Here is an 18,684-nt window from a genome sequence, read left to right on the forward strand (position 1 = left end):
TCTTTTCTCGATCCGATTTCCTCGGTGCTTTCCAGGTTCCCGCTCTCGCGGTTTCCTTTCCGGCGGTTCCGACTCTATCAGATCCTTTCGGCGTCTGACTCCCAGTCAGGGGGGTTTGTCTTCCCGGCTGTTGGGCCGTTCCGACGAGTGAGACTTTAGCGGATTCCCGGCTCCCGAGCTAATCGGGGCCGCGCCCTTTCGAACACGGATTCCTCATTTCGCAAATGCGCACGCCAACACAGCCGACACCGAAGCGTCGATTGTTGGGTGGTGCTTGCGGAATGGCTGCCCGGGGACCGACCGGAGTCGGCGCTCACGTCGGACAACTCGGAGAACAGTACGGATCGGCCCGGGGCGTGTCAACTCACGGCCGCCCTGCACCCCTGAGGCGTATGCTCGGGGACGTGACTACGCGTACGTGCACCCAGCTTTGGTGGGCCGCCTGACGGCGGCCGTACTCACGTATGCACTCAACGGCCGCCGCTTCGGCGGCCGTTCTCGTATCTCCTCCGGACTCCGGGGGCCGGCCGCAGGAGCGGCGGCCCGACCAGGAGGTGGAGTGGAGATGACGCGGGCCTTCAGCGGGATCCAGCCGACCGGGCACCTGACGCTGGGGAACTACCTGGGCGCCATGCGGCGCTGGGCAGCGGTGGACCAGCATCGGGCGGACTCGCTGTTCTGTGTGGTGGACCTGCACGCGCTGACCGTGGACCACGATCCGGCGCGGGTGAGCAGGCTCAGTCGCCAGACGGCGACGCTGTTGCTGGCGTCGGGGCTCGACCCCGAGGTGTGCACCGTGTTCCTGCAGAGTCATGTCGACGAGCACACCAGGCTGTCGTACCTGCTGGAGTGCGTGGCGTCCGACGGCGAGATGCGGCGGATGATCCAGTACAAGGAGAAGTCCGCGCGGGAGCGGAAGCGCGGCGGCAGCGTGCGGCTGTCGCTGCTGACGTATCCGGTGCTGATGGCGGCGGACATCCTGGCGTACGGCGCGGACGAGGTGCCGGTCGGGGACGACCAGGTGCAGCACGTGGAGCTGACACGGGACCTCGCGGTGCGGTTCAACCAGCGGTACGGGCACACGTTCGTGGTGCCGCGGGCGACGCTTCCGGGGGTGGCCGCGCGCGTGATGAATCTGCAGGACCCGACCTCGAAGATGGGGAAGTCGGACGACTCGGGTGCGGGGGTCGTCTATCTGCTGGACGAGCCGGACGTGGTGCGGAAGAAGGTCATGCGGGCGGTGACCGACAGCGGGCGGGGTGTCGAGTACGACCGTGAGAGGCGGCCGGGGGTGGCCAATCTGCTGGAGATCCTCGCCGCGTGCACGGGTGGGAACCCCGAGGACTTGGCCGGTGTATATGAGTCGTACGGCGCCTTGAAGAAGGACACCGCGGAGGCCGTGGTGGAGATCCTCAGGCCCGTGCAGACCAGGCACAGGGAGCTGTGTACGGACCCTGCCTTTGTGGAGGGGGTGCTGCGGGACGGTGCGGAGAAGGCCCGGGCGATGGCCCGGCCGACCGTCGATGCCGCGTATCGGGCGATCGGGCTGCTGCCGCCGGTGTTCGAGACGGCCCTGAGCGCGGCCGGCCGCTAGGGGTGTGAGGCGCCGGTGTGTGGGGCGGTCGGCCGGTCGGGTGCCGAGCGGCCGCCGCCCCTGCACCGGACCGGTCCCCTCTTCCCTTCCGGCCTGCCGCAGCGCTCGTGGGGCTTGCCTCAGTCCTTCTTTCCGGAGGCGAGTTCGCGGCTGCGGTCGCGGGCGGCTTCCAGGGCGGCGATGAGGGCTGCTCGTACGCCGTGGTTCTCCAGCTCGCGGATGGCGTTGATGGTCGTGCCGGCCGGGGAGGTGACGTTCTCCCGGAGCTTGACCGGGTGCTCGCCGCTGTCGCGGAGCATCACGGCGGCGCCGATGGCGGACTGGACGATGAGGTCGTGGGCCTTGTCGCGGGGGAGGCCGAGCAGGATGCCGGCGTCGGTCATGGCCTCGACCAGGTAGAAGAAGTAGGCCGGGCCGGAGCCGGAGAGCGCGGTGCAGGCGTCCTGCTGGCTCTCGGGCACGCGAAGGGTCTTGCCGACGGCTCCGAAGATCTCCTCGGCGTGGGCGAGGTGCTCGGCGGTGGCGTGGCTGCCCGCGGAGATGACCGACATGGCCTCGTCGACGAGGGCGGGGGTGTTGGTCATGACCCGGACGACCGGGGTGCCCGCGGCCAGGCGCTCCTCGAAGAAGGAGGTGGGGATGCCCGCGGCTCCGCTGATGACCAGGCGGTCGGCGGGAACCTGCGGGGCGAGTTCGTCCAGGAGAGTGCCCATGTCCTGCGGCTTGACCGTGAGGATCAGGGTGTCGGCGGTCTTGGCGGCCTCGGCGTTGCTGACCGGGGTGACTCCGTGGCGGGTGCGGAGTTCTTCGGCGCGCTCGGGGCGGCGGGCGGTGACCAGGAGGTCGGCGGGGGCCCAGCCGGCCCGGATCATTCCGCTGAGCAGGGCTTCGCCGATCTTGCCGGTGCCGAGGACTGCGACTTTCTGGCTCATGCGGTTCATCCTCGCACCGGCGAGGAGGGGTGCGAGTCGGTTGTCCGGTGGGCGGACGCGCGTCTCGATGGGCCGGGACGCGGCCGTTCGCGGGCTCACGCCGTCCGGCGTCGCAGGGTCGCCGCCCCCAGCCCCAGCACCAGCAGCGCGCAGCCCGCGACGATCAGGACGTCCCTGACGAACGTGGCTGTCATGTCGGTGTGGTGGAGGACCTCGTTCATGCCGTCCACGGCGTACGACATCGGCAGGACGTCGGAGATGGCCTCCAGGACGGGGTGCATGTCGGAGCGAGGAGTGAACAGGCCGCACAGGAGGAGCTGGGGAAAGATCACCGCGGGCATGAACTGGACCGCCTGGAATTCCGAGGCCGCGAAGGCCGAGACGAAGAGGCCGAGGGCCGTACCGAGCAGCGCGTCGAGGAGGGCGACGAGCAGGAGCAGCCAGGGGGAGCCGGTGACGTCGAGGCCGAGCAGCCAGACCGCGAGGCCGGTGGCGAGGGCCGACTGGACGACGGCGAGGGTGCCGAACGCGAGGGCGTAGCCGGCGATGACGTCGGCCTTGCCGAGGGGCATGGCCAGGAGTCGTTCCAGGGTGCCGGAGGTGCGTTCGCGCAGGGTGGCGATGGAGGTGACCAGGAACATCGTGATCAGCGGGAAGATCCCGAGCAGGGAGGCGCCGATGTTGTCGAAGGTGCGGGGGCTGGCGTCGAAGACGTAGCGCAGCAGGAGCAGCATCAGGCACGGGATGAGGATCAGCAGCGCGATGGTGCGCGGGTCGTGGCGGAGCTGGCGCAGGACCCGGGCGGCCGTGGCGGTGGTGCGGGCGGTGCTGAAGGTGCCGGTGGGTGCGGCGGTGTGCGCGGGGGCGGTCGTGTTCATCGGGTGCTCTCCTTGGTGCGGCCCGCCGTGACGGCCTGGTCGACGAGGTGCAGGAAGGCGGCCTCGACCGTGTCGGTGCCGGTACGGGTGCGCAGGGCGTCCGGGGTGTCGTCGGCGAGGATCTCGCCCTCGCGCATGAGGAGGAGGCGGTGGCAGCGCTCGGCCTCGTCCATGACGTGGGAGGAGACGAGGAGGGTGGTGCCGCGGGTGGCTGCGAGGTCCTGGAAGAGGTTCCACAGGTCGCGGCGCAGGACCGGGTCGAGGCCGACGGTCGGCTCGTCCAGGACGAGGAGTTCGGGGGTGCCGAGGAGGGCGACGGCCAGGGAGACGCGGTTGCGCTGACCGCCGGAGAGGTTGCCGGCGAGGGCGTCGGCGTGGCGGGTGAGGTCGACGTCGGCGATGGCCTGGGTGACGTGCTGGTTGCGGCGTTCGGCGGCGGTTCGGCCGGGGTCGAGGATCGCGGCGAAGTACTCGAGGTTCTGGCGGACGGTCAGGTCGTCGTAGACGGAGGGGGCCTGGGTGACGTAGCCGATGCGGCTGCGGAGGGTGGGGTGGCCGGCCGGGCTGCCCAGGACGTTCAGGGTGCCGGTGACCTTGGCCTGGGTGCCGACGAGGGAGCGCATGAGGGTCGATTTGCCGCAGCCGGAGGGGCCGAGCAGGCCGGTGATCTGGCCGCGGGGGACGGTGAAGCGGAGGTGGTGCAGGACGGTGCGGGGGCCGCGTTCGACGGTGAGGTCTTCGGCCTGGACGGCGGGGACGGGGCCGGGGTGTGGTGGCTCCGGCACGTAATTCATCATGCGATGAATAATCTGCCTGAGGGGCAGGGCCGTCAAGAGGGAGGAGCCGTGCATTCCTGCCGGCCGGGGTGTGGTGTCACCGACGGGCGGGCCCGTGCGCTCGCGGCGGCGGCCCGGAGTCGCACGAAGGCGGCGGCCCGGAGTCGCACGAAGGCGGCGGCCCGGAGTCGCACGGAGGCGGCGGCCCCGGGACATGCGGAAGCGGCGGCCGGGCCGAAGCCCGACCGCCGCTCACTGGGCGTGAGAAGCCCGGGTCAGGGTTTGGTGGCGACCAGCAGCAGCACGTCGTACGTCTCCTCGACGATGCCGTCCGGGAAGACGGTCAGCAGGTGGTCGCGCTCCTCGTTCAGGAAGGCCGTCCTGCGCTCCTCGGGCGCCACGAGGAGGAAGGAATGGCTGCCGACGTTGGCCAGGTGGGTGTCGACCGGCACCCGGCGGCTCCAGCGGACCTGGCGGCGGGTGAAGTCCAGACGGCCGCTGGGGTCGGCCCGGTCCGTGCGCTCACCGGCCTTGCGCTTCTCGGCGGCGAGGTCCACGCCGAAGAAGCGGACGGCGCGATCGGAGGCCTCGGCGATCCAGTCGACGTCGAGGGCGTCGGTGTTCCACCACAGCGCCAGTGCGCCGCCCGGCCGCAGCACCCGCAGCGCCTCCGGCACCGAGCGGGCCGGGTCGGTCCAGTGCCAGGCCTGCGCGTAGGTGAGGAAGTCGGCGTGGGCGTCGGCGACGGGGAGGGCGTTGCCGTTGCCCTGGACGATCGGGATGTGGGGCAGGCCGCGGCGGAACTCGGCGGCCATGCCGTCGCCGGGTTCGACCGCCAGGACGTCGGCGCCGCGTGCGCGCAGGAGGGCGGTGGCGATGCCGGTACCGGCGCCGACGTCCACGACCCTGGCGCCGGACAGGGCCCGGCCGGCCGTTTCCTCGACGGCGTCGAAGAGGGCGGCCGGATAGGAGGGGCGGTTCGCCGCGTACTGGGCGGCGGCCGAGTCGAAGGAGCGGGCGCGGAGGGCGTGGACGGCGTGCGGGTCGGTGGGCGGCTGCGTGGTGGTCATGCAGCCATGGTGCGCGGAGAGCGGCGGGCGGGGACAGCGGGTTGTTCCACCGGGACTCCGCCGCCGCCTCGGCCGGCATCGCATCGGGCCGGCGTCGTGTCGCCCGGCCTCGTGTCGAACGTGCCCGGGCTTCCCCGCTCCTACCGGCGGCGCTTCTTCTTCGAGGGGTTGCCGGTGCGGCGGGTGGTGCGGCGTTCGTGCTCCTCGCGGGCCTTCTCGTACTCCTGGCGGTGCAGCTTCTCGCCCGGCGCCTCGGTGAGGGAGCGGAAGAAGTAGGCGAGGAGGGAGCCGACGAAGCCGATGGCGAGCAAGCCGCGCAGGGAGGCCTGGCGCTGGGGGTCGTGGCGCGTGCCGAAGCCCTCCCAGGCGTTGCGGAAGGCGAGTGCGCTGCAGATCGCGAACATGGCGATGACCAGCACGGTCACGAAGGAGCCGGTGTCGGCGATCTGGATGCCGTCGTAGGCGAAGCGCAGTACCAGGCAGGAGACGGCGGCCGCGGCCAGGGAGCCGACGGCGACGCCGGCGCGGCGGGCCGCGTAGCCGCTGTCGTGGTTCACCCAGGAGGTGCCGAAGAAGCGCAGAGGCTCCGGGCGGGGACCGCTGCTCCGGGCGGCGCCGCCTGGGGAGCCCGCCGCGGTGTCCGGGGTGCCGGTTTCGTCGCTCACGGGACGATTATGGCGCCGGGCCGAGGCGTACTCCCCAGGGGGTGGGGCCTCACAGGGAGCAGCGTGACGCGATGTAGCCGTCGCTGCCCGTGTGGACGTAGGCGTCGGAGACGTACTCGCCGTTGTCGATGTTGTCCCAGATCTTCGTGGTGCCGTACGGGCCGGACACCGTCGTGCCCGGCGTCTGGCAGTAGATCGGGACCTTGGCGCCCTCGGGCAGGACGTACAGGATGTTGTAGCTGGTGCCAGGGCCGCTGCGGACGTTCAGGCGGGTGCCGGGCGCGACCGAGTAGTAGCGCAAGGCCGCGGTCTCGGCCACCGCCGTCACGCTCTGGACCTCGTCGGTGCTCCGGACGCCTTCGGCGCGGTCGACAGACATGTGAAGCCTCCCCCGTTGACCCCATGACTGCCATGGGGTCCCGTTGATTCCCTTGCGGCGCGCCCTGAAACCCCGTGCGCGACTCGCACGCAGACGCTAGCAAGCCGCCTCTGTCTCGTACGAGTCATCGACTAGGCTCCGTGCGTCGCGCGCGCGGACATCAGCACGGGGGTGGTCCATGACGCCACAGCGCAACATCGGAGCGGGCGCGGAAGCGGAACTTCCCGAGTACGCCGGTCACTACCGCCTGGAGTCGTGTCTGGGCTCCGGCGGCATGGGGGTGGTGCACCTGGCCCGGAGCACGTCGGGGATGCGGCTCGCGGTGAAGGTCGTACATGCCGAGTTCGCCAGGGACCCCGAGTTCAGGGGGCGCTTCCGGCAGGAGGTGGCCGCCGCCCGGCGGGTCAGCGGTGCCTTCACCGCGTCCGTGGTGGACGCCGACCCCGAGGCCGAACGGCCCTGGATGGCCACCCTGTTCATTCCCGGGCCGACGCTTTCCGACCATGTGAAGCGGAACGGGCCCATGGCTCCGGAGCAGTTGCGTCGGCTGATGGCCGGGCTCGCGGAGGCGCTGCGTGACATCCATCGGGTCGGGGTCGTGCACCGGGATCTCAAGCCGAGCAACGTCCTGCTGGCCGAGGACGGGCCGAAGGTCATCGACTTCGGCATCTCCCGGCCGAAGGACAGTGAACTGCGCACCGAGACGGGCAAGTTGATCGGCACACCGCCGTTCATGGCGCCCGAGCAGTTCCGGCGGCCGCGGGAGGTGGGGCCGGCGGCGGACATCTTCGCGCTCGGGTCCGTGTTGGTGCACGCGGCGACCGGGCGGGGACCGTTCGACTCCGACAGCCCGTACGTCGTCGCCTACCAGGTCGTGCACGACGACCCCGACCTGACCGGCGTGCCGGAGAATCTCGCGCCGCTCGTGACACGCTGTCTCGCCAAGGACCCGGAGGACCGCCCGACTCCCGACGAGTTGATGCGGGACCTGCGGTCGGTGTCGGCCTCCTACGACACCCAGGCGTTCATACCGGCGCAGCGGACGGGCGAGGACCCTGTTCCGGAGCGCCACGCCGAGCAGGCCGAGGGCGGGCAGGCCGAGGGCGGGCGTGCCCGGCGGCCGTGGGGCAAGCGCACGGGCAGGAGGGCGGGCAGGAGGGCGGCGCTCGTGGTCCTGGGGCTCGCTCTCCTCGTGTCCGGTGGGTTCGCCTCGGTTCAGCTCCTCGGCAAAGACGGCCGTACGACGCCGAAGGGGGCCGGCCCGCGCACCCAGGCGGCCGCCTTCGGCGCCTGGCGGGCCGATCCGGCGGGCAAGGGGGTGGGGATGCCCCAGTGCTCGTACGTGCCGGGGAAGTTGTTCTGTGCCCGCCCCGGGGTGGTCTTCGCCCTCTCCCCCACCGACGGAAAGCTGCTGTGGCGGCGCTCCGTGGCCGCCCAGTCCACGAGCGGGCCACCGGTCGTCTCGGGCGGTCTGGTGCAGCCGTACACCGGCGGCGGCTCGCGGCTGGCGGCGCTCGACCCCGCCTCCGGCAGGGAGGTCTGGCAGCGGCGGCTGCCGACGGGCACGATGATCCGGTACGCGGGCGGCACGGCTCTGCTCAGCAGTCCCGACGGGACGGTCACCGGGGTGGACAGTGCCACCGGCGGCACGAAGTGGCATCGCACGTTCCCGGGCCGGGGCGTGCCGTCCTTCGCCTCCTTCGCAGGTGACTCGCTGACGTACGCGACCGGCATGTCCGCCGACGGATCGAGCACGCGCGTGACCGCCGTCGACCCGGGCACGGGCGACGTCCGGTGGGACGTCCGCCTCGACGGCCGGCTGAAGCCCTTCGGTGCCGAGGGCGGCTCGGTCTTCTTCCTCTCCGTGGACAGCGTCTACGGAGAGACGCGGGCCGTGGTCCGCTACAGCCCCGGTTCCGGAACGACACGCCGGGTGACCCTGCCCGCGGCACTCCCCGGTGCCCATGCCACCGTGCGGGGGAAGGTGGTGCACCTCCTGGCCGCCGGCGGCCTCCTGCAGGCGGTGGACATGACCACCGGGAAGGGGCTGTGGCGGCTGGAGACGTCCGTGAGCCGGGGATCGGCACCTGTGACGGACGGCGAGCGCGTCTACTTCTCCGCCAGTGACGGCCGGCTGCTCGCGGTCGACGCGGCCGAAGGGACGCTCGTCGGGCAGACCCGCGCGCGCCTGGGGGCGAACTCGGCCGAGGTCACGGGAGCACCCGCGGAACCGGTGATCACCGGCGCTCACATCTACGCCACCGCCCCCGACGGCACCGTCTTCGCCCTGGACGGGCGGAAGCCCTCGGCCTGGTAGAACGGCGATGGGGCCGCTCCCGGCGGGAGCGGCCCCATCGCGCGGTGCCGGGTCAGCCCAGCTTGCTCACGTCGCGCACCGCGCCCTTGTCCGCGCTGGTCGCCATCGCGGCGTAGGCCCGGAGGGCGGCGGACACCTTGCGGTCGCGGTTCTTCGGGGCGTAGACGCCGTTCAGGGCCTGCTCGCGGCGCGCGAGTTCCGCCTCGTCGACCAGCAGCTCGATGGTGCGGCCCGGGATGTCGATGCGGATGCGGTCGCCGTCCTGGACCAGGGCGATGGTGCCGCCGGAGGCCGCTTCGGGGGAGGCGTGGCCGATCGACAGGCCCGAGGTGCCGCCGGAGAAGCGGCCGTCGGTGATCAGCGCGCAACTCTTGCCGAGGCCACGGCCCTTCAGGTACGAGGTCGGGTACAGCATCTCCTGCATGCCGGGGCCGCCCTTGGGGCCCTCGTAGCGGATGACGACGACGTCGCCGTCCTTGACCTCCTGGGTGAGGATCCGCTGGACGGCCTCCTCCTGGGACTCGCAGACCACCGCCGGGCCCTCGAAGGTCCAGATCGACTCGTCGACGCCGGCCGTCTTCACGACACAGCCGTCGACGGCCAGGTTGCCCCTGAGGACCGCGAGTCCACCGTCCTTGGAGTACGCGTGCTCGGCGGAGCGGATGCAGCCGCCCTCGGCGTCGTCGTCCAGGGCCTCCCAGCGCTCGGACTGGGAGAAGGCCTCGGCGGAGCGGACGCAGCCGGGGGCCGCGTGCCACAGCTCCACGGCCTCGGCGGACGGGGAGCCGCCGCGGACGTCCCAGGTCTTCAGCCAGTCCGCCAGGGAGGGGCTGTGGACGGCGTGCACGTCCTCGTTGAGGAGGCCGGCGCGGTGCAGTTCGCCGAGCAGGGCCGGGATGCCGCCCGCGCGGTGCACGTCCTCCATGTAGTACGTGCGGTTCTTGGCGACGTTGGGCGCGACCTTGGCGAGGCAGGGGACGCGGCGGGAGACGGCGTCGATCTGCTCCAGGCCGAAGGGCACGCCCGCCTCCTGGGCCGCGGCCAGCAGGTGCAGGATCGTGTTGGTGGAGCCGCCCATCGCGATGTCCAGGGCCATGGCGTTCTCGAAGGCCTGGAAGGTGGCGATGTTGAGCGGCAGGACCGTGTCGTCGTCCTGCTCGTAGTAGCGGCGGGTCAGGTCCATGACCGTGCGGGCGGCGTCGACGTAGAGCTGCTTGCGCGCGGTGTGGGTGGCGAGGACCGAGCCGTTGCCGGGCAGGGAGAGGCCGATGGCCTCGGTCAGGCAGTTCATCGAGTTGGCGGTGAACATGCCGGAACACGAGCCGCAGGTCGGACAGGCGTTCTCCTCGATACGGAGGATGTCCTCGTCCGAGATCTTGTCGTTCACGGCGTCGGAGATCGCGTCGACCAGGTCGAGCGTGCGGACCGTGCCGTCGACCAGGGTGGCCCGGCCGGACTCCATGGGGCCGCCGGAGACGAAGACCGTCGGGATGTTCAGGCGCAGGGCGGCCATCAGCATGCCCGGGGTGATCTTGTCGCAGTTGGAGATGCAGACCAGGGCGTCGGCGCAGTGCGCCTCCACCATGTACTCCACCGAGTCCGCGATCAGGTCGCGGGAGGGCAGGCTGTAGAGCATGCCGCCGTGGCCCATCGCGATGCCGTCGTCGACGGCGATGGTGTTGAACTCGCGCGGGATGCCGCCCGCCTCCTTGATCGCCTCGCTGACGATCCGGCCGACCGGCTGCAGGTGGGTGTGGCCCGGCACGAACTCGGTGAAGGAGTTCGCGACGGCGATGATCGGCTTCCGGCCGATGTCCGCACCGGGTACACCGGAGGCGCGCATAAGGGCGCGGGCGCCCGCCATGTTGCGGCCGTGGGTGACTGTGCGGGACCTCAGCTCGGGCATCGTCGCTCGCTCCTTCGAAGACCATCTGCCAGAAGACCATCTGCCAGAGTTCTGACTCCTTCCGAGCGTACGCCGCCACTCCAAACCGTGGACACGGCTGTCCGGAATGCGGGACGCGTGTTCCACGGACCGCTGTGCTCAGGGGTTCGTCAGATGCCCCTGCACGACGGGGGCCACGCGCGCGATGATCTGCTCCAGGTCCGCGGACGCCAGCGGCTCCAGCTTGATCACGTAGCGCATCATCGCCGTCCCCACCAGCTGCGCGGCCGCCAGCTCGGCGCGCAGCTCCGCGTCCGGCAGGTCCAGCTGGGCGGCGATGCGGCGCAGCAGCTGGGCGGCGACGAGGCGGCGGAAGACGGCGGCGGCGGTCTCGTTGTTCACGGCGGACCGGAGGATCGCGAGGAGGGGCGTACGGGTCGTGGGGTTGTCCCAGACGCCGAAGACGAAGCGGGTCAGTCGCTCCCCCACACCGTCCAGCGGGCCTTCGGCCAGCGCGTTCGGGGCGTCCAGCGCGGGCGCGAAGGCGACCTCGATGGCCGCTTCGAAGACCTGCTCCTTGGTGCCGAAGTAGTGGTGGACGAGCGCCGAGTCCACGCCGGCCGCCTTGGCGATCCCACGGACGGACGTCTTCTCGTACCCGCGTTCGGAGAACTCCTCGCGGGCCGCGATGAGGATGCGGTCGCGGGTGTCGGCGGACTCGGCACGCGGCGGCCGGCCGCGGCGACGCGCCCTGGGCGCGGGTTCCTTCGCCGCCGTGGGCTTCGCCGCCGGTGCCTTCGCCGCGGGGCGGGAGGACTCGCTCATGGCCGGGGCACCCGTACCGCCGAGGCCAGGTGCTTGCGGGTGAACTCCAGGGCCTCGGCGAGGTCGGCCTCGCGTTCGGCGCTGGACATCGCCCGCCGGGTGTTGACCTCGATGACGACATGTCCGTCGAACCCGGTGACGGCGAGGCGCTCCAGCAGCTCGGCACAGGGCTGGGTGCCGCGGCCGGGCACGAGGTGCTCGTCCTTGGCCGAGCCCCGGCCGTCGGCGAGGTGGACGTGGCCGAGCCGGTCACCCATGCGGTCGATCATGTCCAGGGCGTCGGTGCGGGCCGTCGCCGTGTGGCTGAGGTCGATCGTGAAGTGGCGGTAGTCGTGCCGGGTGACGTCCCAGTCGGGGGCGTAGGCGAGCATCTCGCGGTCGCGGTAGCGCCAGGGGTACATGTTCTCGACGGCGAACCGCACGTCCGTCTCGTTCGCCATCCGCCAGATCCCGTCGACGAAGTCCCGGGCGTACTGCCGCTGCCAGCGGAAGGGCGGGTGCACGACGACGGTGGAGGCGCCCAGCTTCTCCGCGGCCGCCCGGGCCCGCTGGAGTTTGACCCAGGGGTCGGTGGACCAGACGCGCTGGGTGATCAGCAGGCAGGGGGCGTGGACGGCCAGGACCGGGACGCCGTGGTAGTCCGAGAGGCGGCGCAGCGCCTCGATGTCCTGGCTGACCGGGTCGGTCCACACCATGACCTCGACGCCGTCGTAGCCGAGGCGCGCGGCGATCTCGAAAGCGGTCGCCGTTGACTCCGGGTACACGGAGGCCGTCGACAGGGCGACACGCACGTCCCTTGGTTCAGCCACGTCGGTCACCTTACGGGGTTCATGGGTGAGGGTGTCGGGTGCCTGTTCGCCGTTGTGACTTTCGCCATTTGCGCGGGTGCGGGTGCGACGCGGCCCGGAGCGCGGTCCCCCGCACCCCTCGGCGTCAGTCGCTCTCCATGTGATCGAGGCGTCGCAGGATCACGCCCTCGCGCAGGGCCCAGGGGCATATCTCCAGGCTCTCCACGCCGAAGAGGTCCATCGCGCCCTCGGCCACCAACGCGCCCGCCAGCAACTGACCGGCCCTGCCCTCCGAGACCCCCGGAAGCTCGCCGCGCTGTTCCGCGGTCATGCCGGCCAGCCGCGGGACCCAGGCCTCCAGGGACTCGCGCTTGAGTTCGCGCTGGACGTAGAGGCCGTCGGCGCTGCGGGCGGCACCGGCGATGCGGGCGAGCTGCTTGAAGGTCTTGGACGTGGCGACCACGTGGTCGGGGGCGCCGAAGCGGCTGAATTCGCCGACCGTGCGGGCGATCTCCGCGCGGACGTGGCGGCGCAGCGCGCGGACGTCCTCCTGGCCGGGCGGGTCACCGGGCAGCCAGCCGGCGGTGAGGCGGCCGGCGCCGAGCGGCAGGGAGACGGCGGTGTCCGGTTCCTCGTCCATGCCGTAGGCGATCTCCAGGGAGCCGCCGCCGATGTCCAGGACCAACAGCTTCCCGGCGGACCAGCCGAACCAGCGGCGGACCGCGAGAAAGGTGAGCCGGGCCTCCTCCTCGCCGGTGAGCACCTGGAGCCGTACCCCGGTCTCGGCCTCCACGCGCGCGAGGACGTCGTCGGCGTTGCTCGCCTCCCGTACGGCGGAGGTGGCGAAGGGCAGCACGTTCTCCACACCCTTGTCCTCGGCGGCCTGGAGCGCGTCCCGTACGACGGCGATCAGCTTGTCGATGCCCTCGTCACCGATGGCACCGCTGTCGTCGAGGAGTTGGGCGAGCCGAAGATCGGCCTTGTGCGAATGCGCGGGCAGCGGGCGCGCGCCGGGGTGGGCGTCCACCACCAGCAGATGCACCGTGTTCGAACCCACGTCCAGGACACCGAGTCTCATATACGGAACGCTACTGCCAGAACGTTCCCGCCCGGTCCCCGGAGCGGGTCCGGGCCACTTACCCTGGACGAGTGCCAAAGACGAAAAAGGCGAACTCCGGGAAAACGGAAAAGGCGGACAAGGTTCGCAAGGACGCCAAAGCATCCAAGGGGTCGAAGGTGAGCGACGAGAAGGGGCTCGACTTCGCGCGCGCCTGGGTGGAGTTCCCTGATCCGGCGGACGACGAGCAGGTCTTCCGCTGCGATCTGACATGGCTGACCTCTCGCTGGAACTGCATCTTCGGCAGCGGTTGCCAGGGCATCCAGGCGGGCCGCGCGGACGACGGGTGCTGCACGCTGGGCGCTCACTTCTCCGACGAGGACGACGAGAAGCGGGTCGCCGAGCATGTGGCCAGGCTCACCCCGGAGATCTGGCAGCACCACGCCGAAGGCACACGGGACGGCTGGATCTCCGAGGACGAGGAGGGCTCCCGGCAGACGCGGCCCTTCCAGGGATCCTGCATCTTCCAGAACCGGCCCGGGTTCGCGGGCGGCGCGGGCTGCTCGCTGCACATCCTCGCCCTGAAGGAGGGCCGGGAGCCGCTGGAGACCAAGCCGGACGTGTGCTGGCAGCTGCCGATCCGGCGGACGTACGACTGGATCGACCGGCCGGACGACACGCGCGTGTTGCAGGTGTCCATCGGCGAGTACGACCGCCGGGGCTGGGGGCCGGGCGGCCACGACCTGCACTGGTGGTGCACGTCGGCGACCTCGGCGCACGGCGCGGGCGAGCCGGTGTACGTCTCCTACCGGGCCGAGCTGACCGAACTGATGGGCAAGGCCGGCTACGACCGCCTGGTCGAGCTGTGCGAACAGCGCCTGGCGTCGCAGCTGCCGCTGGTGGCTCCGCACCCGGCCGACCCGGCGCCGTAACCCCACCGGCCCGCTCCCTTCCGTCTCGTCCCCTCCGCCGCCGGCCCCGGGTGTGCTGTACGGACAGCACCCCTAGCCGCCCGACGGGCTCGGCGCCTCGCTGTCGCTCGGTGTGGGCGTCGGCGTCGGGGTGCCGGACGGCGGTGGGTCGGTGGGAGTCGCGGGTGGAGTGGAGGGCGTCGGGGACTGGCTGGTGGGCGGGTCGGTCGGGGGTGTCCCGGACGGCGTCGGCTCGGGGTCGGCGGAGGAGGGGACGGGAGTGGGGCGGCTCGGTGCGGTGCCGTAGCCGTCGATGGTGACCACGGCCCCGGCCGGGGAGATCGCCACCTGTGCGCGCCAGTGGCCGGACGGCTCGCGGAGATGGTCGACGTACACCTTGATCGTCGACGTCTCGCCGGGCTCGAGCGTTCCCGCGGACCGGCTGAAGTAGAGCCACGCCGCCGAGGTGGACGCGGACCAGCGCACCGGCGCGGACCCCGAGGCGGTGAGCGTGATCAGGGTGGTGTCGCCGTCGTTGGCCGCACCGACGGCGAGCTGTCCGGCGCCCTTCTCCCCGCTGTCGGAGACGCTCACGACCTCCACGGAGACGTCCGGCTCGCCGCCCTTGCCGCCGCGGGCCCCGGGCCTGACGCTGGCGTTCCCCGCGTTCTCGTAGCCGCCCGCCGTGTCGCTGCCGAGCACGTCGGGACCCTGCGCCTCGCGCGCGGTGGCGGAGCGGCCGTCCTCGTCGCCCACCGGAGCCCCCCGGTAGGCGGCCCACAGGGCGAGCACGGGCGCGGCGACGACCGTGGCGACGACGGTCGTCGTGACGGCACGCGCGCGAAGGCGGTCGCGGCGGGCCGCGCGGTCCTTGGGGTCCATCGGGAAGCCGCGCCGGTCGAAGCGGGGTACGGCGGCGCCACGCGCGCGTGAGTGGTGTGCCAGGGCCATGTGGAGGGCCGGACGGGGCGCCTCCAGGACGGGCAGCTCGGCCGGGGTGACGGTGGCGCCGGGCCAGTGACCGGGGACGGCGCGCTCGGCGGTGCGTCGGCAGCGCGGACAGTCGTCGACGTGCCGCACCAGCTCGCGGCGCAGCGCGGTGCTGAGGACCAGCCGGCTGTCCCCGGTGAGGTGCGCCACGCTGGGGCAGCCGCCGGTCTCGACGACGGCGAGGGCCGCACGGGTGCGCTCGACCTCGCAGGCGGCCGTGGCGAGCAGCTCGCGCGCGACGGCGGGTTCCATGCCGAGGACGGCGGCGACCTCATGGGCGGCGAGTCGGTGGCGGACGGCGAGTTCCAGGGCCTCGCGCTGTTCGGGTGTGGTGCCGGCCGCCTCCGGCCAGGCGAGCAGGGCGAGTTCGCGGCGCCGCTGGTCCTGGACCTCGGGGGCGACGGCCGGGTCCGGGGCCGTCCGGCCGGCGGCGGTACGGCCCGCCGCGTGGGTGGCCTGACGTTTCTGCTTGGCCTCGGCCAGTTTGCGCAGGCATGCCCAGCGGGCCAGCGCGTACAGCCAGGCCCTGCGGTCGGCGGGGGCCTCCGGGACGCGGTGCCCGCGCCGCTCGGCCAGGGCGAGGACGTCGCCGAGGGCCGCGGTGGCCGCGTCGTGCTCGCACAGCACCGACAGGCAGTAGGTGAACAGGCCGTCCAGGTAGGGCTCGTAGCGCGCAGGCGGCCGCTGGGCGAGGGTGCGCGCGGCCGCGCGATCACGCGCCTCCCGGTGCGCCCGATGCGCGCCGACGGTGCGGGTCGTGGTCTCCGGACTGCTGCTCATCACCCGTGCGACCGTAGGCGGCTGTGGAGTGCCCCTTCTGGAACCTTGAGCACTTTTAATCCGTACGGGTGAAACGATCCCTCAATAGGGGACAGGAACCTTTTGTTCCGCGGCTGGTTTCCGATGGGTGGTGGCCGATACCGGACCACCCACACGTGGCCCCCGGTCCCGTTGTCAGTGCCGCGGGCTACGGTTTCCGCATGGCTGCCCGTACCAAGACCACCAAGGACCGCCCGTCCTACCGCTGCACCGAGTGCGGCTGGCAGACGGCCAAGTGGCTCGGCCGCTGCCCGGAGTGCCAGGCCTGGGGCACGGTCGAGGAGTACGGCGCGCCCGCGGTCCGCACGACGGCACCGGGCCGCGTGACCAGCTCCGCGCTGCCCATCGGCCAGGTCGACGGCCGGCAGGCCACCGCCCGCACGACCGGCGTGCCCGAGCTGGACCGGGTGCTCGGCGGCGGCCTCGTGCCCGGCGCGGTGGTGCTGCTCGCGGGCGAGCCCGGCGTCGGCAAGTCCACCCTGCTGCTGGACGTGGCCGCCAAGTCCGCCGGCTCCGAGCACCGCACCCTCTATGTCACCGGCGAGGAGTCGGCGAGCCAGGTGCGGCTGCGCGCCGACCGCATCGGTGCCCTCGACGACCATCTGTATCTGGCCGCCGAGACCGATCTGTCCGCCGTTCTCGGCCACTTGGACGAGGTCAAGCCGTCCCTGCTGATCCTGGACTCGGTGCAGACGGTGGCCTCCCCGGAGATCGAGGGCGCTCCCGGCGGCATGGCCCAGGTCCGGGAGGTCGCGGGCGCCCTCATCCGCGCCTCGAAGGAGCGCGGCATGTCCACGCTCCTGGTGGGCCACGTCACCAAGGACGGCGCGATCGCGGGTCCCCGCCTGCTGGAGCACCTGGTGGACGTCGTCCTGCACTTCGAGGGCGACCGGCATGCGCGCCTACGCCTGGTGCGGGGCGTGAAGAACCGCTATGGCGCGACCGACGAGGTCGGCTGCTTCGAGCTGCACGACGAGGGCATCACGGGCCTTGCGGACCCCAGCGGACTTTTCCTGACACGCCGTGACGAACCGGTACCGGGCACCTGTCTGACCGTCACCCTGGAGGGCCGCCGCCCACTGGTGGCCGAGGTGCAGGCGCTGACCGTCGACTCCCAGATCCCCTCCCCGCGCCGCACCACCTCGGGCCTGGAGACCTCGCGCGTGTCGATGATGCTGGCCGTCCTGGAGCAGCGGGGCCGGATCAGCGCGCTCGGCAAGCGGGACATCTACTCCGCGACGGTCGGCGGCGTGAAGCTGTCGGAACCGGCCGCCGACCTCGCCATCGCCCTGGCGCTCGCCTCCGCCGCCAGCGACACCCCGCTGCCGAAGAACCTGGTGGCGATCGGTGAGGTAGGGCTCGCGGGCGAGGTGAGACGGGTCACGGGCGTGCAGCGCAGGCTCACCGAGGCGCACCGGCTGGGCTTCACGCACGCGCTCGTGCCGACCGATCCGGGCAAGGTGCCGGCCGGTATGAAGGTCCTGGAAGTGGCCGACATGGGGGACGCGCTCCGGGTGCTGCCGCGCTCCCGTCGCCGAGAGGCCCCACGGGAGGCGGAGGAGCGCCGGTAGACTTTGCGCAGGTCTCGCCCGTCCGTACGAACCGAGTGCGGGCCGGGAGCGCGTCAGAACCTGCGACCGGAGGAGTGCAGTGGCAGCCAACGACCGGGCAGCAGCTCCCGGAAAGTCCGGTGGGAGTGCCGGTTCCGATCGCCTGATGCGCGCCTCACTGAGCGCCGTGGCGCCGGGCACCGCCCTGCGTGACGGCCTGGAGCGGGTCCTCCGCGGCAACACCGGCGGCCTCATCCTCCTCGGCTCCGACAAGACGGTCGAGGCGATGTGCACGGGCGGCTTCGTCCTGGACGTCGAGTTCACCGCCACCCGCCTGCGGGAGCTGTGCAAGCTGGACGGCGGCATCGTGCTGTCGTCGGACCTGTCGAAGATCCTGCGCGCGGGTGTCCAGCTGGTCCCGGACCCGACGATCCCCACGGAGGAGACGGGCACGCGGCACCGCACGGCGGACCGGGTGAGCAAGCAGGTCGGCTTCCCGGTGGTCTCCGTCTCCCAGTCGATGCGCCTGATCGCCCTGTACGTGGACGGTCAGCGTCGTGTCCTGGAGGACTCCGCGGCGATCCTCTCCCGCGCGAACCAGGCGCTGGCCACCCTGGAGCGGTACAAGCTCCGCCTGGACGAGGTCGCGGGCACACTGTCGGCGCTGGAGATCGAGGACCTGGTGACGGTCCGGGACGTGTCCGCGGTCGCACAGCGCCTGGAGATGGTCCGCCGCATCGCCACCGAAATCGCCGAATACGTGGTCGAACTGGGCACGGACGGCCGCCTCCTCGCCCTCCAGCTGGAGGAGTTGATCGCCGGGGTCGAGCCCGACCGCGAGCTGGTCGTGCGGGACTACGTCCCCGAGCCGACGGCGAAGCGCTCCCGCACGGTCGACGAGGCCCTGTTCGAGCTGAATGCGCTGACCCACGCGGAGCTTCTCGAACTCGGCACGGTGGCGCGGGCGCTGGGCTACACCGGCTCCCCCGAGACCCTCGACTCCGCGGTGTCCCCGCGGGGCTTCCGGCTCCTGGCGAAGGTCCCCCGCCTTCCGGGCGCGATCATCGACCGCCTGGTGGAGCACTTCGGCGGCCTGCAGAAGCTGCTCGCCGCGAGCGTGGACGATCTGCAGACGGTCGACGGTGTGGGCGAGGCCCGGGCGCGGAGCGTGCGGGAGGGCCTGTCGCGGCTGGCGGAGTCCTCCATCCTGGAGCGGTACGTCTGACCTGATCCACGAGCGGACGCCCG

Annotated in this window: 16 protein-coding genes; 5 read left to right on the forward strand and 11 right to left on the reverse strand. The window is 72.1% G+C overall.

From position 1 onward, the window contains the following. Positions 1–565 precede the first annotated feature (565 nt). Positions 566–1,594 carry a tryptophan--tRNA ligase gene (gene trpS / locus ACZ5CW_RS32810; RefSeq protein ID WP_468608099.1) on the forward strand — a complete coding sequence of 343 codons (1,029 nt, stop codon included), beginning with the start codon at positions 566–568 and terminating at the stop codon, positions 1,592–1,594. A gap of 119 nt (positions 1,595–1,713) precedes the next feature. Here the strand turns inward: trpS and proC are convergent, their stop codons facing one another. The 6 genes from proC to ACZ5CW_RS32840 all read right to left on the reverse strand — a co-directional run bounded on the left by proC (position 1,714) and on the right by ACZ5CW_RS32840 (position 6,294). Then, positions 1,714–2,526: a pyrroline-5-carboxylate reductase gene (gene proC, locus ACZ5CW_RS32815; protein ID WP_468607848.1), complete on the reverse strand. Its 813-nt coding sequence runs from the start codon at positions 2,524–2,526 to the stop codon at positions 1,714–1,716. Between the two features lie 95 nt (positions 2,527–2,621). Beyond that, on the reverse strand, positions 2,622–3,404 hold the full coding sequence (locus ACZ5CW_RS32820) for an ABC transporter permease (RefSeq protein ID WP_468607850.1): 783 nt from the start codon (positions 3,402–3,404) through the stop codon (positions 2,622–2,624). Next, a complete protein-coding gene (locus tag ACZ5CW_RS32825; RefSeq protein WP_468607852.1) occupies positions 3,401–4,201 on the reverse strand; it encodes an ABC transporter ATP-binding protein in 801 nt (266 codons plus the stop codon). Before ACZ5CW_RS32825 ends, ACZ5CW_RS32820 begins: the two co-directional genes overlap by 4 nt. 254 nt (positions 4,202–4,455) lie before the next feature. Beyond that, positions 4,456–5,250: a class I SAM-dependent methyltransferase gene (locus ACZ5CW_RS32830; protein WP_468607854.1), complete on the reverse strand. Its 795-nt coding sequence runs from the start codon at positions 5,248–5,250 to the stop codon at positions 4,456–4,458. A gap of 140 nt (positions 5,251–5,390) precedes the next feature. Beyond that, positions 5,391–5,915, reverse strand: coding sequence for an EamA/RhaT family transporter (locus tag ACZ5CW_RS32835; protein ID WP_468607856.1), 525 nt, complete (start codon positions 5,913–5,915; stop codon positions 5,391–5,393). A 49-nt stretch (positions 5,916–5,964) separates the two neighbouring features. Next, positions 5,965–6,294 carry an SH3 domain-containing protein gene (locus ACZ5CW_RS32840; protein ID WP_468607858.1) on the reverse strand — a complete coding sequence of 110 codons (330 nt, stop codon included), beginning with the start codon at positions 6,292–6,294 and terminating at the stop codon, positions 5,965–5,967. Positions 6,295–6,472: 178 nt separating this feature from the next. Here ACZ5CW_RS32840 and ACZ5CW_RS32845 point away from each other — a divergent pair, with 178 nt between their 5' ends. Beyond that, positions 6,473–8,611 (forward strand): serine/threonine-protein kinase, encoded by a 2,139-nt coding sequence (locus tag ACZ5CW_RS32845; RefSeq protein ID WP_468607860.1) that lies wholly within the window; start codon positions 6,473–6,475, stop codon positions 8,609–8,611. Between the two features lie 52 nt (positions 8,612–8,663). On the opposite strand, the gene ilvD is transcribed toward ACZ5CW_RS32845, so the two are convergent. The 4 genes from ilvD to ACZ5CW_RS32865 form a co-directional block, all read right to left on the reverse strand. Further along, the gene (gene ilvD / locus ACZ5CW_RS32850; protein WP_468607862.1) at positions 8,664–10,517 is read right to left on the reverse strand and encodes a dihydroxy-acid dehydratase; all 1,854 of its coding nucleotides are present in this window, start codon (positions 10,515–10,517) and stop codon (positions 8,664–8,666) included. A gap of 138 nt (positions 10,518–10,655) precedes the next feature. Further along, positions 10,656–11,321, reverse strand: a complete 666-nt coding sequence (locus ACZ5CW_RS32855; protein WP_468607864.1) for a TetR/AcrR family transcriptional regulator — start codon at positions 11,319–11,321, stop codon at positions 10,656–10,658. Continuing rightward, positions 11,318–12,130, reverse strand: a complete 813-nt coding sequence (locus tag ACZ5CW_RS32860) for a sugar phosphate isomerase/epimerase family protein (protein WP_468607866.1) — start codon at positions 12,128–12,130, stop codon at positions 11,318–11,320. Before ACZ5CW_RS32860 ends, ACZ5CW_RS32855 begins: the two co-directional genes overlap by 4 nt. A 124-nt stretch (positions 12,131–12,254) precedes the next feature. Next, positions 12,255–13,187: a Ppx/GppA family phosphatase gene (locus tag ACZ5CW_RS32865; RefSeq protein ID WP_468607868.1), complete on the reverse strand. Its 933-nt coding sequence runs from the start codon at positions 13,185–13,187 to the stop codon at positions 12,255–12,257. 71 nt (positions 13,188–13,258) lie between these two features. Between ACZ5CW_RS32865 and ACZ5CW_RS32870 the strand changes: the two genes are divergently transcribed. After that, positions 13,259–14,098, forward strand: a complete 840-nt coding sequence (locus ACZ5CW_RS32870; protein WP_468607870.1) for a DUF3109 family protein — start codon at positions 13,259–13,261, stop codon at positions 14,096–14,098. Between the two features lie 72 nt (positions 14,099–14,170). Here ACZ5CW_RS32870 and ACZ5CW_RS32875 read toward each other — a convergent pair whose 3' ends face one another. Continuing rightward, positions 14,171–15,850 (reverse strand): BACON domain-containing protein, encoded by a 1,680-nt coding sequence (locus tag ACZ5CW_RS32875; RefSeq protein ID WP_468607872.1) that lies wholly within the window; start codon positions 15,848–15,850, stop codon positions 14,171–14,173. Positions 15,851–16,047: 197 nt separating this feature from the next. Between ACZ5CW_RS32875 and radA the strand changes: the two genes are divergently transcribed. Next, positions 16,048–17,457: a DNA repair protein RadA gene (radA, locus tag ACZ5CW_RS32880; protein WP_468607874.1), complete on the forward strand. Its 1,410-nt coding sequence runs from the start codon at positions 16,048–16,050 to the stop codon at positions 17,455–17,457. Positions 17,458–17,536: 79 nt separating this feature from the next. Beyond that, entirely contained in the window at positions 17,537–18,661 is a 1,125-nt protein-coding gene (gene disA, locus ACZ5CW_RS32885) for a DNA integrity scanning diadenylate cyclase DisA (RefSeq protein WP_468607876.1), read from the forward strand. Positions 18,662–18,684: the final 23 nt, after the last annotated feature.

Source organism: Streptomyces sp. NPDC031379, from assembly GCF_055569615.1.